Source organism: Lacinutrix sp. C3R15, assembly GCF_018860825.1.
Taxonomy (GTDB): domain Bacteria; phylum Bacteroidota; class Bacteroidia; order Flavobacteriales; family Flavobacteriaceae; genus Oceanihabitans.
This window is the reverse complement of the sequence record NZ_JAHKPZ010000034.1, coordinates 26,101-40,224: the sequence shown is the minus strand read 5'-3', so window position 1 is coordinate 40,224 and position 14,124 is coordinate 26,101. Positions and strand designations below refer to the sequence as shown.

Genomic DNA, 14,124 nt, shown 5'->3' with positions numbered 1-14,124 from the left:
CTTTGTGAGATAAGTATTGAATTTGTAAATGAGTCATATTGAAGATATTGTAGATGCTTTAGAAAATAAAATTAACAAAGTGTTGCATAAACAAGAAGTTTTAAAGCAAACTAATGTTAAACTAGAAGAGGCTTTACAGGTATCTAATAGAAAACTTCAAGAGCAACAAAAACAAATTGTTGATTGGCAAGAAAAATATGAAGCACTTAAAATGGCAAATTCTTTGCTTGGCAGTGATAATAATAAGAGAGAAACTAAGCTTAAAATAAATACATTAATTAGAGAGATAGATTATTGTATATCGCAACTTTCTGAATAATGATACATAGTTAAATGGCAGAACAGCTTAAAATAAAGCTATCTATAGCTAATAGAGTATATCCTTTAACCATAAACCCAAGTCAGGAAGAAGGTTTACGTAAAGCAGCTAAAAATATTGAAGCTATGATTACGCAGTTTGAGCAAAGTTATTCTGTAAGAGATAAACAAGATGTTTTAGCCATGTGTGCTTTACAGTTTGCTTCTCAAGCAGAACAAAATACTATAGATAAAGAAAATACAAATGAACATGTACAGCAAAAGCTAAATGCTTTAAATAATTTGTTACATGAACATTTAAATTCTTAAAGTCGTTCTTTAAATAAAATAAAGGTTACTGCCTGCATTAGTTATTTTTTTTGATAAACTCAACGTTAATTCTTTAAAAAGGGTGAGTTTAAGTTGTAAAAGCGAGCTACCTTGAGTAGATACTTGATCAGCTTGTTAGCCCTAAACTTGTTTTTAAGGAGTTTATACAAAACTTTATACTGATGTAGGCTTTTTTATATATTAAAACTAATTAACAAAACATGAGTAATACAATTATATTTGCAATAATAGGCATTGTAACAGGTGTAATTATAGGATATATTATAGCTAAAACATTAGAAAAAAATAATGCATCAAAGCTTATTAAAAATGCAGAAAAATCTGCTACATCTATTTTAAAAGAAGCAAAAAGTGAAGGAGAGACTATAAAAAAAGATAAAATTCTTCAAGCAAAAGAAAAGTTTATTGAATTAAAAGCTGAACATGAAAAAGTAATCTTATCTAGAGATAAGAAAATGGCTGAAACAGAGAAACGTATTCGCGATAAAGAATCACAATTATCTAGTGAGCTATCTAAAAATAAAAAAGTAAATATACAAGTAGAAGCAAAGATTAAGGACTATAACCATAGGTTAGATATTCTTGAAAAAAAGCAAGTTGAACTTGATAAACTACATAAAAGTCAAGTAGAACAACTAGAGGTTATTTCTAGTCTTTCTGCAGAAGAAGCTAAAGAGCAACTAGTAGAATCTTTAAAAGGTGAAGCTAAAAATGATGCTATGGCTTTTGTACAAAGCACACTTGAAGAAGCTAAAATGACTGCACAGCAAGAAGCTAAAAAAGTTATTATTAACACCATACAACGTATAGGTACAGAAGAAGCAGTAGATAATTGCGTGTCTGTATTTAATATTGAATCTGATGACGTTAAAGGACGTATCATTGGTAGAGAAGGAAGAAATATACGTGCTATTGAGGCTGCTACAGGAGTAGAGATTATTGTAGATGATACACCAGAAGCAATTATACTATCTTGTTTTGATTCTGTAAGAAGAGAAGTTGCTCGTTTGTCTTTACATAAATTAGTAACAGATGGACGTATTCATCCTGCTAGAATTGAAGAAGTAGTAAAGAAAACGCAAAAGCAAATTGAACAAGAAATTATTGAAGTTGGTAAGCGTACAGTTATTGATTTAGGAATACACAACTTACATCCAGAGTTAATTAAAATGGTTGGTAGAATGAAGTATCGTTCTTCTTACGGTCAAAATTTATTACAACACTCTAGAGAAGTAGCAAAACTTTGTGGTGTAATGGCTGCAGAATTAGGTTTAAATCCTAAACTAGCAAAACGAGCAGGTTTATTACATGATATAGGTAAAGTACCAGATGCAGAAGCAGATATGGAAACTCCTCACGCTATATTAGGGATGCAATGGGCTGAAAAGTTTGGTGAAAAAGAAGATGTGTGTAATGCTATTGGTGCACACCATGATGAAATAGAAATGACCTCTTTATTGTCTCCTATTATTCAAGTATGTGATGCTATTTCAGGAGCAAGACCAGGAGCTAGAAGACAAGTTTTAGATAGTTATATACAACGTTTAAAAGACTTAGAGGAAATAGCGTTTGGATTTCAAGGTGTTAAGAAAGCATATGCTATACAAGCAGGACGTGAATTAAGAGTAATTGTAGAAAGTGAAAAAGTTTCTGATCAAAATGCAGTAGACTTATCGTTTAACATTTCGCAAAAAATACAAACCGACATGACTTATCCTGGTCAGGTTAAAGTTACAGTTATACGTGAAACTAGAGCTGTGAATATTGCTAAGTAAGAATTTAATTATTTATGTAAAAAAAAGTCTAGCAAATTTGCTAGACTTTTTTTATTTTGAAAAGGTTAAAGTAAAAGAAGTACCTACATTTACGGTACTTTCAATATCTATAGTACCATTTAAAGCTTCAATTTGATTTTTTATAAGATATAAACCAACACCTTCTGAGTTTTTGTTATTATGAAAAGTTCTATACAAACCAAAAACAGCATCTCCATATTTATTTAAATCTAAACCTAAACCATTATCCTTTATGATAATAGTTATGTTTTTTTCAGTTGTTTTGGCATCTATATTTATAATAGGTACTCTATTAGGATGCCTATATTTTATTGCATTAGAAAGTAGGTTTTGAATTATACTTTCAAAATAAACTAAATTAAATTCTAATTTTAGAGTACTATCTATATTAATATTAACAATTGTATTTGTTTTCTTTATTTTAACTTCTAATAGTTTTATAGTACTAACAATTACCTCTCTTAAATTAAGGGTTTGTGTACTTAGGTTGTCTATATTGTGAGTATTTACAATTTTATTTAAATTAGATATTGTTTTGGTTAGTGAAGAATTTACCGTTTTTAAATGCGTTATAATTTCATTTCTTTCTTTTTCATCTTTCGTATCATCATAAAACTCTAATAAACTTTCAAAATTAGCAGTATGAGATTTTAAATTATGAGAAACTATAAGAGCAAAGTTTTTAAGTTGTTTATTTTGCTCTTTAATAATATTTTGATTTTCTATTAATTTTGCTTCTTGTTTTTTACGTTTGTCAATGTTGGTAGTAGTACCTAACATACGTGTGTAATTTCCATCTTTATCTCTTTCAATAATTTTACCTATATCTTTTATCCATTTATAAGTGCCATCTTTCATCAATATTCTATGCTCACTTATGTAGTTTGGTTGCTCATTATTGATATGGCTTAATAAATTTTTAAGTACATTATCTAAATCGTCTGGGTGAATTTTTTCTTGCCAATTATAAGAAGCAATATTATCTTCCTCTAGTTCTAGATTAAGTATTTTTTTTGCTTCTTCAGAGTAATTAACTTTTTTATTAATAACATCAAAATCCCAAACACCTATATTAGAGCTGTCTAATGCAAATTTAGATATTCTTTCTTCTAAGATTAATTCGGAATTATAAACAACACTTTTGTTTAATTCTTGTGTTGATTTTAATTGGGTTTTCATGTTGTGTGTAATATTAGGGAAAACTAAATGTAAAAAACTAGCTTTTATTAATTGTTTTTAACAAATTGTTTTTCAAAAATACGATTAAATACAATAAAACACGATAAAACGCATAATTATTTTAAGATTATGTTGATATATAATCTTAAATTATGTTCTAAACATGAAAATAAATAGATTACAAATGAGTAGTAGTAATAGTAAATGTGGTACCTATATTTACTTGACTTTCAATAGCAATTTTACCACCAAAAGATTCTATTTGGTTTTTTATGAGGTATAAACCAACTCCTTCTGAGTTATCGTTTTTATGAAACGTTTTATAAAGGCCAAATACATTATCACCATATTTATTTAAATCAATACCTAGACCATTATCAGAAATTATTAAATATAAAGTTTTGTTCTCTACCTTAGAGTCTATACTAATAACAGGGTCTCTTTCTGGATGTTTATATTTTATAGCATTTGTTAAAAGGTTAAGTATAACACTTTCAAAATAAGAAGGGTTGTAATTAATGAATAAGTTGGTATTAATGTTATTATGTATTGTTACTTTATTTTCTGCTATAACAAAATCTAAAGAGTTTAATACGTTTTTAACTTCTTGAGCTATAAATATTTTTTCAACCCTATTATTTTTATTAGCTTGTACAGAAACAACTTGGTTTAAATTATTTATGGTTTTAGTTAATGAATTAGAAAGAGTTTCAAGATGATTTATTAACTCTTTTTTTTCACTGTTTGTTTCTGCTTCATGATACAGGTAAATTAAGCTTTCAAAATTACCAGCATGTTGTTTTAGGTTGTGGGTAACAATATGAGCAAAATTTCTTAATTGATTATTTTGCTTACTAGCTAAGTTTAGAGCATCTTTTGTAATCTGCTCTGAGTTTTTTAAAATAGTTATGTCTGTATGTGTACCAATTACTCTTTTGGGTTGGCCGTTTTTTAGCCAAGAAACTATTTTACCTTTGTCTAAAATCCATTTATAGCTACCATCTTTACAACGTATTCTGTGTTCGTTTTGGTAGTTAGGTGTTACACCATTTAGTAGTTCTGTAAAATCTTGAAAGTAGGCCACTCTATCTTTTTCATGAACTCTATCATTCCAAGCGTTAATATTATCTTTTAAGACGTTGTCTTCATCAAAACCTAATATTTTATTAGATTCGTTAGAGTAAAAAACTTCTTTGGTTTCCGCGTCGTATTCCCAAACACCAATGTTGGTATACTCTAAGGCTAATTTCCAAATATTATCATCAGGTATGCTCAAAATTATATTATTTCTATTTTTTTTGTTAAAACAGAGAAAAGTAAATCATGTTAATTGTTAATAGGGACAACTAATCTAATATAATGAAAATTATAGCAATATTATTGTTTTAAAATTTTATATTTTATCGATAAAAGAACAGTAATATACGTTGAAATACGTTATTTTCTAGGGTGAAAGGTGTTCATAATTTCCTTTAAATGGCTTTTATCTACATGCATATATATTTCTGTTGTTGTAATGTTTTCGTGACCTAGCATTAATTGTATAGCACGTAGGTCTGCACCATTTTCTAATAAATGCGTTGCAAAAGAATGTCTGAAAGTATGCGGAGAAATATTTTTATTTAAATCAATTTTAATAGCAAGCTGTTTAATTATTGTAAATATCATTGCTCTAGTAAGTTGTTTTCCTCTTCTATTTAAAAACAAAATATCTTGAAACTCCTCTTTAATAGGTGTATGTACTCTTACTTGGTTTTTATATATATTTATAATTTTTTGTGTTTCTGGTACTATTGGTACAAAGCGTTGTTTATTACCTTTTCCTGTTACTTTTATAAAGCCTTCATCAAAAAATAAATCAGAAATTTTTAAACTTACTAGTTCACTAACACGCAAACCACAACTGTAAAGAGTTTCTAAAATTGCTCGATTTCTTTCGCCTTGTGGCTTACTTAAATCTATTGCAGTTATAAGTGAATTTATATCTTTTTCAGAAAGAGTATCAGGAAGTTTTCTTCCTATTTTAGGAGCTTCAATAAGTTCTAGAGGGTTTGTTTTTATATAATCTTCAAAAACAAGGTAGTTAAAGAAACTACGTAAACCAGAAATTATTCTAGATTGTGATCTTGCATTGACTTGTTTGGCTATTTCATATATAAATTGTTGTATTATTTCTGCTGTAATTGTTAATGGTGATTCTTGTATTTTATGGTTTTCTAGGTATGTTAATAACTTATTAACATCTAGGGCATAGTTATCTATAGAATTTTGAGATAAACCACGTTCTATCTTTAAATACATTTTAAAATCTAAAAGCGCTTGTTGCCATTTCATGGGGTTAAAATAGCCTTTTTTTTATAATTTTTTATAGATTTATATAAGTTATTGATTGTTAAGTGTTAGTGTTTTTATTGTTAATAATATTGTTGATAATGTAACATTTTACGCTTTTTATTAAATAAATAGCTTCGGCTTTTTTTATTCCTTTTTTTAATATCTTTACTTTATGAAGAAACTCATTATTATAAATGGTCCTAATTTAAATTTATTAGGTACACGTGAACCCGAAATTTATGGAAGTTTATCTTTTACAGAATTTTTAGAGAAAATAAAAGAAAAGTATCCCAATGCAGATTTAGATTATTACCAATCTAATGTAGAAGGAGAACTTGTAAATAAATTACATGAGGTAGGGTTTACATATGATGGAATTATATTAAACGCGGCAGCATATACACATACTTCTGTAGCTATAGGTGACGCTATAAATGCTATAAAAACACCTGTAGTAGAAGTACATATATCTAATACCTTTTCACGTGAAGAATTTAGACATACCTCTTATGTCTCTCCTAATGCTAGAGGTGTTATATTAGGTTTTGGGTTGCAGAGTTATGAATTGGCAATACAGAGTTTTTTATAAAAACTATTTTTGTAGTTACTTATAAAACCAAGATAAAAAAAAATCCCAGAATTTTCTGGGATATTTTTTATTCAATATTTAGTATCTAAACGTTTGCATTGCAAACGTTTTATTTTTTTATAAATGAATTACTTCATCATAAGCAGCAGCTACAGCTTCCATAACGGCTTCACTCATTGTAGGGTGAGGATGTACTGTTTTTAATACTTCATGACCCGTTGTTTCAAGTTTACGACCTAAAACAGCTTCAGCAATCATATCTGTAACTCCAGCACCAATCATATGGCAACCTAACCATTCTCCATATTTAGCATCAAATATTACTTTTACAAATCCGTCTTTGTTTCCTGCAGCACTTGCTTTACCAGAAGCAGAGAAAGGGAATTTACCTACTTTAATTTCAATACCTTGCTCTTTTGCTTGTTTTTCTGTTAAACCAACAGATGCAATTTCTGGAGTACAATAAGTACAACCAGGAATGTTACCATAATCTAAAGCTTGTACATGCTGTCCTGCAATTTTTTCAACACATAAAATAGCTTCTGCAGAAGCAACGTGAGCTAGTGCTTGACCAGGTGTTACGTCTCCAATAGCATAATAACCAGGGATATTTGTTTGATAGAAATCGTTTACTAAAATTTTATCTCTATCTACAGCAATACCAACGTCTTCAAGACCAATACCTTCTATGTTAGTTTTAATTCCTACTGCAGAAAGTATAATGTCTGCTTCTAAAACTTCTTCACCTTTACTTGTTTTTACTGTTGCTTTTACTCCTTTTCCAGAAGTATCTACACTAGTTACTTCAGCAGAGGTCATGATGTTTATACCACTTTTCTTAAAGCTTTTTTCTAATTGTTTAGAAACATCAATATCTTCAACAGGAACTATGTTTGGTAAGTACTCTACAATGGTTACATCTGTTCCCATAGACTTATAAAAGTATGCAAACTCAACACCAATAGCACCAGAACCTACTACTATCATAGATTTTGGTTGTTTTGGTAAAACCATTGCTTCTCTATAACCTATTACTTTTTTTCCATCTTGTGGTAAGCTAGGTAACTCACGAGAACGTGCTCCAGTAGCAATAATAATATGATCTGCAGAATATTCTTTTCCGTCTACATCAATTTTCTTTCCAGTTTTTAGTTTTCCAAAACCATCAATAACATCAATTTTATTTTTTTTCATTAAAAACTTAACGCCATTGCTCATTCCTTCTGCAACACCACGACTACGTTTCACTACAGCTTCAAAATCTTTGTCATATTCTTTTACAGAAAGACCATAGGCATCTGCATGTTTTAAATATTCAAAAACTTGGGCAGATTTTAATAAGGCTTTGGTAGGAATACAACCCCAATTTAGGCAGATACCACCAAGACTTTCTTTTTCTACAACAGCTGTTTTAAAACCTAATTGAGATGCTCTAATAGCAGCTACGTAGCCTCCAGGACCACTTCCAAGTACAATTATATCGTATTTACTCATTATGTGTTTTTTTAGTCGATTTTTTTGAAGTTACGAAGTTACAAAACCAAACCTAAAAATTATAATAACATTATTAAAATTTCAAATTCTAAAAACTAAAATACTAAAACTATATTTTATTTAAAGTCTTTGTTTCTGTAAGATTATTAAATGGGTTGTGTTTTTTAAAATGTAATTTTAAAGATTATCTGTAAAGTGTTTTTTTTCTTTTTTTTGAGTAAATTTTTCTTGATTATAGCTGTTAGATTTTCCTTTAGCAATAGAGAGTGATTGCCATTTTTCTGCTTTTAAAAGTTTTCCTAAAAATACCATTTGGCCTATGTGATAGGCGTAGTGTGTTAACTGTCTGTTTATTGCCTCTGTAACTGTGTGGCCTTGATTTCTTATGTAAATAAGGGCTTCTTTATCTTCGGGTTTTAATGGTTTAATGGCGTTAAATAAGCAATACCAACCACTTTCCCAAGAGGCAACTAGTTGTTCTTTTGTGGTAAATGATTCTTCAAATTCAGCATCTCTGTTTCTCCACTCTTTTTCACCATCTTCGGTTAAAAAATTTGTCCAACGTGATAACATATTACCTACTATATGTTTTACTAAAATAGATATGCTATTAGCACCTTCATTTGGTTGCCATTGTAATTCTTCAAAAGATAATTGATGTATGGTTTTGTCGCCTAAAGATTTATAATATTCAAATTGTTTGATACTACTGGATAAATAAGAGCTTTTCATGTTATTAAATTTATAAATAAAAATACTACTTATAAAAGAAATACAACATGATTAACTATAAATAAATTTTATTCTGCAGCAACAAATTTTAAAGCAATACCGTTAATACAGTGACGTTTTCCTGTGGTTTCTTTTGGGCCATCATTAAAAACATGACCTAAGTGACTACCACAATTAGCGCAGTGTTCTTCATCTCTTACATAGCCTAATTTAGTGTCAGAACCAAAGGCTACATTGCCTTCAATTTCTCTGTCAAAACTTGGCCAACCTGTACCTGAATCAAACTTGTGTTCACTTTTAAATAGAGCAATATTACAAGCAGCGCAATGGTATGTTCCTTTTTTATAGTTTTTGTTTAAAGGGCTAGAAAAAGGGCGTTCTGTTCCTTCTTCACGTAAAACATAATATTGTTCTTGGCTAAGTTGTTTTTTCCATGCTGTTTCTGTTTTATTAACAGGGAAAGTTGCTTTATTTTCTGTATTTTTTTTTTGTGCGGAAGAATTACAACTAAAAAAAATAAATATAAGACTAACTATTACGTACGTTTTCATAAAATAAATTTTAATTTAAGTCGAAAAAAACATTTTTTCATTACGAAATCATTATAATATTATATTTCTATTAACTAATTGCTGTTATGTGTATTCTATTAATAATAATTTATTAAATTAGAAGATAAATAATGATAATCAATTAATGAATATAACACATATTAGTGCAGAATGTTACCCAATAGCTAAAGTAGGAGGATTGGCAGATGTTGTTGGTGCTTTACCAAAATACCAAAATGTACTTGGTTTAAAGAGTAGTGTAATAATGCCTTTTTATGATAATAGTTTTACAACAGATAACACGTTTGTTTCTATTTTTAACTCTCAAGTAACACTTGGTGAAACAACGCATGCGTTTAATGTATTACAACTAAATAATAACACATTAGCATTTGATGTTTTTTTTATTGACGTTCCAGATTTATTGTATAAAGATTATGTGTATTCTTTTGATGATACAGATCGGTTTTTAGCTTTTCAAATAGTTGCTTTAAATTGGATACTTACATTATCTGTTAAGCCAGATATTATACATTGTCATGATCATCATACAGGGCTTATTCCTTTTATGTTACAAGAAAGTTTTAAATATAAAACTTTAAATAAAATACCTGTTATAGCTACTATACATAATGCACAATATCAAGGATGGTTTTCTTATGATAAGTTGCATTTTATTCCAGAATTTGATATGCAAAAAGTAGGATTGTTAGATTGGAATGGTGTAATAAATCCGTTAGCAGCTGCTATAAAATGTGCATGGCGAGTTACTACAGTTTCACCAAGTTATTTAGAAGAATTAAAACAAGAAGCCAACGGGTTACAAGATTTATTAAAACATGAGTATAAAAAATGTGTTGGTATTTTAAATGGTATTGATGCCAATGTTTGGAATCCTGAAACAGATACTTTTATCTTAGAAAATTTCTCTATAGATCATATTGATTCTGGTAAAAAACAAAATAAAAATTGGCTGTGTGAAACTTTTAATTTAGACAAAAGTAAACCATTGTTTGCCTTTATAGGAAGATTGGTAGGTGAAAAAGGAGCAGATTTACTACCAGAAGTATGTGATACCATTTTACAAAATAAAGAGTCTAATATTTTGCTTTTGGGTTCTGGTAATACAGAGGTTGAAGCGCAATTAAATGCATTAAAAGAAACACATAAAGCAAACTATAATGTTTTTATTGGGTATGATGAAAAACTATCTCATATTATTTATGCAGGAGCAGATTTTTTAATAATGCCATCTCGTGTAGAACCTTGTGGCTTAAACCAAATGTATTCTTTAAGATACGGAACCATACCAATAGTAAGAAGTACAGGCGGACTAAAAGATACTGTAGTTGATATTAAAGATAAAAAAGGCTTTGGTATTTGCCATGATGAAACCAATGCTTTAGAAATAGAACAAGCTATATATAGAGCTATTATTCTGTATAAGAATCAAGAGGAATTTAATAAAATAAGAAAATATATCATGACTATTGATCATTCTTGGAATGCATCAATGAAAGAATATATTACATTGTATAATTCATTAAAATAAAAAACTATGATCAACAACAAGGTGCTATCAATTATTTTAGGAGGAGGACAAGGATCAAGGCTGTATCCATTAACAGCTGTAAGATCTAAACCTGCAGTTTCTATTGCAGGAAAATACAGATTGGTAGATATACCAATTTCTAATTGTATTAACTCAGATCTTAAAAGAATTTATGTTTTAACGCAATTTAATTCTGCTTCTTTAAATAAACATATTAAAAACACCTATCATTTTAGTTTTTTTAGCCACGCTTTTGTTGATGTTTTAGCTGCAGAACAAACCATGCATAGTGATAAGTGGTTTCAAGGCACTGCAGATGCAGTAAGACAAAGTATGCACCATTTTTTAAGAAATGATTTTAAGTATGCATTAATTCTTTCTGGTGACCAGTTGTATAATATGGATTTACAAGATATGATTGATAAACATGAAGCAAGTAATGCCGAAATTACAGTAGCAACCTATCCTGTTAATGCTAAAGACGCTACTTCCTTTGGTCTTTTAAAAACCGATAGTGATAATACAATTACTTCATTTATTGAAAAACCAGCTTCCGATTTATTACCAGGTTGGAAAGTAGATGTTGGTGAAGAAATGGAAAAAGAAGGAAGACACTATCTAGCTTCTATGGGTATTTATATATTTAATAAAGACCTTTTAATTAAATTAATGAATGATCCAGATACTAATGATTTTGGTAAAGAAATAATTCCGCAGTCCATTCATAAATACAAAACCAAAAGTTATCAATATGAAGGGTATTGGACAGATATTGGTACTATAGAATCGTTTTTTGAAGCCAATTTAGGACTTACAGATGATATACCTAAGTTTAATTTATATGCAGAAGATAGAGTGTATACAAGAGCTAGAATTTTACCTACCTCTAAAATTTCTGGAACGATATTAAATAAAACAGTAATAGCAGAAGGTTGCATCATTCAAGCTGCTAAAATAGAAAGAAGTGTTATTGGAATTCGCTCTAGAATTGGTAAAGATTCTGTTGTCTCTAATACCTATATGATGGGGAATGATTTTTATGAATCTTTACAAATTATGGAAGAAAATAAAATTGATATTATTCTTGGTATAGGAGACAGGTGCTATATAAACAACTGTATTATAGATAAAAATTGTAGAATTGGTGACGATGTTAAAATTGAAGGAGGTAAACACTTAAAAGATCAAGAAACAGATACTTATTTAATAAAAGACGGCATTGTTGTTATTAAAAAAGGAGCAACCATACCAAAAGGAACTATAATTAAATAATCTTATTTATCTTAAAAACTATATATGTCTCAAGTAATAGCGCATAGCTTATTTACAGATTTTGATATTAATTTATTTAAAGCAGGAAAGCATTACAAACTTTACGAAAAATTTGGCTCTCATATAACTACAGTAAATAAAGTAGAAGGAACTTATTTTGCAGTTTGGGCTCCAAGCGCTAAAAAGGTTTCTGTAATTGGTGATTTTAATTTTTGGCAAGAAGGAGAACACCAATTAAATGTACGTTGGGATGAAAGTGGTATTTGGGAAGGCTTTATACCAAATATTGGTAAAGGTTCTCTGTATAAGTACAAAATTGAAAGTCATAATCAAGGTATTGTTACCGAAAAATCAGATCCTTACGCAAGACGATTTGAGCATAACCCTAAAACAGCATCTATAGTTTGGGAAGATGCATATAGCTGGAAAGATGCCAAATGGATGAAATCCAGAAAAAACAAAAACGCATTAAACGCACCATTTTCTGTATACGAAGTACATTTAGGTTCCTGGAAAAAACAAATAGAAGAAAATCGTTTTCTTTCTTATGTAGAATTGGCAGATTCATTAGTTAGCTATGTAAAAGAAATGAATTTTACGCATGTAGAACTCATGCCAATTATGGAGTTTCCATATGATCCAAGTTGGGGTTATCAAATAACTGGATATTTTGCACCAACATCTAGATTTGGTTATCCCGAAGAATTTAAACTTTTAGTAGACAAACTACACCAAAACAATATTGGCATTCTTTTAGATTGGGTACCATCGCATTTTCCAGAAGATGCACACGGACTTGGGTTTTTCGATGGTTCTTGTTTGTATGAACATCCAGATAAACGTAAAGGCTATCACCAAGACTGGAAAAGCTTGATTTTTAATTACGGTCGTAATGAAGTAAAATCTTTTTTAATAAGTAATGCGCTTTTTTGGTTAGATCAATACCATGCAGACGGTTTACGCGTAGACGCTGTAGCATCTATGTTGTTTTTAGATTATTCTAGAGAAGAAGGAGAATGGGAACCAAACCAATTTGGTGGCAGAGAAAACCTAGAAGCTATTGCATTTATAAAAGAGTTAAACCAGGCTATTTATGGTGCTTTTCCAGATGTACAATCAATAGCAGAAGAATCTACTTCATTTCCTGGAGTATCTAAACCTGTTTTTTTAGGAGGTTTAGGTTTTGGTATGAAATGGATGATGGGCTGGATGCATGATACACTTCAGTATTTTGCTAAAGAACCAATATATAGAAAACACCACCAAAATGATTTAACCTTTAGTATGACGTATGCATTTACCGAAAATTTTATGTTGCCTTTAAGTCATGATGAAGTAGTATATGGTAAAAAATCTATTTTAAACAGAATGCCTGGTGATGAGTGGCAAAAATTTGCAAATTTACGCTTACTCTATAGCTATATGTTTACACATCCAGGAACAAAATTATTATTTCAAGGAGCAGAATTTGGTCAAAGTGAAGAATGGAATTTTCAAAAAAGTTTAGATTGGCATTTACTGCAATATAAACCACATCAAGGTGTACAAAAACTAATAAAAGATCTAAATACCTTATACAAAACAGAACCTGCTTTACACCAAAATCAATTCACACAAGAGGGTTTTGAATGGATAGATTATAATGATGCAGAAAACTCTGTTTTAGTCTATATTAGAAAAGGAAATAAACCCAAAGATAATATTATTATTGCTTGTAATATGACTCCTGTTCCTAGAGAGAATTATCGTATCGGACTTCCTAAAAAAGGAAAATTAAAAGAAATTTTTAATAGTAATGAAAAGGACTATTTTGGCACTGGAGATTTTAAAAATAAGCCACTAACTTCACAAGCAAAAAGCTGGCAATTTAGAAAACATTCTGTAGCTATAAATATTTCACCTTTAAGCATGGTAGTGTTTAAGTATCAGTAAAATAAAAGTATAATTTTAAGGCTTTTTTTTTGCAAATTCAATAAA

General features: G+C 29.4%; 13 protein-coding genes and 1 other RNA gene. 8 read left to right on the top strand and 6 right to left on the bottom strand.

The annotated features are described in order from the left end of the window. Positions 1-28 precede the first annotated feature (28 nt). The 4 genes from KO494_RS12335 to rny all read left to right on the top strand — a co-directional run bounded on the left by KO494_RS12335 (position 29) and on the right by rny (position 2,423). Positions 29-319 carry a hypothetical protein gene (locus KO494_RS12335; protein ID WP_215967920.1) on the top strand — a complete coding sequence of 97 codons (291 nt, stop codon included), beginning with the start codon at positions 29-31 and terminating at the stop codon, positions 317-319. A 14-nt stretch (positions 320-333) separates the two neighbouring features. Continuing rightward, complete coding sequence (locus KO494_RS12330) at positions 334-627, top strand: cell division protein ZapA (protein ID WP_215967919.1); 294 nt, start codon at positions 334-336, stop codon at positions 625-627. Between the two features lie 57 nt (positions 628-684). Continuing rightward, positions 685-791: non-coding RNA, 6S RNA (gene ssrS, locus KO494_RS12325), on the top strand. A 57-nt stretch (positions 792-848) separates the two neighbouring features. Continuing rightward, positions 849-2,423, top strand: a complete 1,575-nt coding sequence (gene rny, locus KO494_RS12320) for a ribonuclease Y (protein ID WP_215967918.1) — start codon at positions 849-851, stop codon at positions 2,421-2,423. 51 nt (positions 2,424-2,474) lie between these two features. On the opposite strand, the gene KO494_RS12315 is transcribed toward rny, so the two are convergent. The 3 genes from KO494_RS12315 to xerD all read right to left on the bottom strand — a co-directional run bounded on the left by KO494_RS12315 (position 2,475) and on the right by xerD (position 5,957). Continuing rightward, positions 2,475-3,623, bottom strand: coding sequence for a PAS domain-containing protein (locus KO494_RS12315; protein ID WP_215967917.1), 1,149 nt, complete (start codon positions 3,621-3,623; stop codon positions 2,475-2,477). Between the two features lie 178 nt (positions 3,624-3,801). Then, a complete protein-coding gene (locus KO494_RS12310) occupies positions 3,802-4,899 on the bottom strand; it encodes a PAS domain-containing protein (RefSeq protein ID WP_252730386.1) in 1,098 nt (365 codons plus the stop codon). 161 nt (positions 4,900-5,060) lie between these two features. Continuing rightward, positions 5,061-5,957: a site-specific tyrosine recombinase XerD gene (xerD, locus tag KO494_RS12305; protein WP_215967916.1), complete on the bottom strand. Its 897-nt coding sequence runs from the start codon at positions 5,955-5,957 to the stop codon at positions 5,061-5,063. Positions 5,958-6,129: 172 nt separating this feature from the next. Between xerD and aroQ the strand changes: the two genes are divergently transcribed. After that, on the top strand, positions 6,130-6,546 hold the full coding sequence (aroQ, locus tag KO494_RS12300) for a type II 3-dehydroquinate dehydratase (protein ID WP_215967915.1): 417 nt from the start codon (positions 6,130-6,132) through the stop codon (positions 6,544-6,546). A gap of 117 nt (positions 6,547-6,663) precedes the next feature. On the opposite strand, the gene lpdA is transcribed toward aroQ, so the two are convergent. The 3 genes from lpdA to msrB all read right to left on the bottom strand — a co-directional run bounded on the left by lpdA (position 6,664) and on the right by msrB (position 9,323). Beyond that, a complete protein-coding gene (lpdA, locus tag KO494_RS12295) occupies positions 6,664-8,040 on the bottom strand; it encodes a dihydrolipoyl dehydrogenase (RefSeq protein WP_215967914.1) in 1,377 nt (458 codons plus the stop codon). A gap of 177 nt (positions 8,041-8,217) precedes the next feature. Next, the gene (locus tag KO494_RS12290) at positions 8,218-8,772 is read right to left on the bottom strand and encodes a DUF1572 family protein (protein ID WP_215967913.1); all 555 of its coding nucleotides are present in this window, start codon (positions 8,770-8,772) and stop codon (positions 8,218-8,220) included. Between the two features lie 68 nt (positions 8,773-8,840). After that, entirely contained in the window at positions 8,841-9,323 is a 483-nt protein-coding gene (gene msrB, locus KO494_RS12285) for a peptide-methionine (R)-S-oxide reductase MsrB (RefSeq protein WP_215967912.1), read from the bottom strand. A 145-nt stretch (positions 9,324-9,468) separates the two neighbouring features. Here msrB and KO494_RS12280 point away from each other — a divergent pair, with 145 nt between their 5' ends. From KO494_RS12280 to glgB, 3 genes are read left to right on the top strand one after another with little or no spacing between them, the layout of a single operon-like run. After that, positions 9,469-10,875: a glycogen synthase gene (locus tag KO494_RS12280; protein ID WP_215967911.1), complete on the top strand. Its 1,407-nt coding sequence runs from the start codon at positions 9,469-9,471 to the stop codon at positions 10,873-10,875. A 6-nt stretch (positions 10,876-10,881) separates the two neighbouring features. Then, positions 10,882-12,147 carry a glucose-1-phosphate adenylyltransferase gene (locus KO494_RS12275; protein WP_215967910.1) on the top strand — a complete coding sequence of 422 codons (1,266 nt, stop codon included), beginning with the start codon at positions 10,882-10,884 and terminating at the stop codon, positions 12,145-12,147. A 24-nt stretch (positions 12,148-12,171) separates the two neighbouring features. Next, entirely contained in the window at positions 12,172-14,079 is a 1,908-nt protein-coding gene (glgB, locus tag KO494_RS12270; protein WP_215967909.1) for a 1,4-alpha-glucan branching protein GlgB, read from the top strand. The last annotated feature ends 45 nt before the right edge of the window (positions 14,080-14,124 follow it).

Bases quoted from the DNA above. Each gene is read 5' to 3' on its own strand.
- KO494_RS12335 (WP_215967920.1), top strand. From the start codon at position 29: ATGAGTCATATTGAAGATATTGTAGATGCTTTAGAAAATAAAATTAAC.
- KO494_RS12330 (WP_215967919.1), top strand. From the start codon at position 334: ATGGCAGAACAGCTTAAAATAAAGCTATCTATAGCTAATAGAGTATAT.
- rny (WP_215967918.1), top strand. From the start codon at position 849: ATGAGTAATACAATTATATTTGCAATAATAGGCATTGTAACAGGTGTA.
- KO494_RS12315 (WP_215967917.1), bottom strand. From the start codon at position 3,623: ATGAAAACCCAATTAAAATCAACACAAGAATTAAACAAAAGTGTTGTT.
- xerD (WP_215967916.1), bottom strand. From the start codon at position 5,957: ATGAAATGGCAACAAGCGCTTTTAGATTTTAAAATGTATTTAAAGATA.
- aroQ (WP_215967915.1), top strand. From the start codon at position 6,130: ATGAAGAAACTCATTATTATAAATGGTCCTAATTTAAATTTATTAGGT.
- lpdA (WP_215967914.1), bottom strand. From the start codon at position 8,040: ATGAGTAAATACGATATAATTGTACTTGGAAGTGGTCCTGGAGGCTAC.
- KO494_RS12290 (WP_215967913.1), bottom strand. From the start codon at position 8,772: ATGAAAAGCTCTTATTTATCCAGTAGTATCAAACAATTTGAATATTAT.
- msrB (WP_215967912.1), bottom strand. From the start codon at position 9,323: ATGAAAACGTACGTAATAGTTAGTCTTATATTTATTTTTTTTAGTTGT.
- KO494_RS12280 (WP_215967911.1), top strand. From the start codon at position 9,469: ATGAATATAACACATATTAGTGCAGAATGTTACCCAATAGCTAAAGTA.
- KO494_RS12275 (WP_215967910.1), top strand. From the start codon at position 10,882: ATGATCAACAACAAGGTGCTATCAATTATTTTAGGAGGAGGACAAGGA.
- glgB (WP_215967909.1), top strand. From the start codon at position 12,172: ATGTCTCAAGTAATAGCGCATAGCTTATTTACAGATTTTGATATTAAT.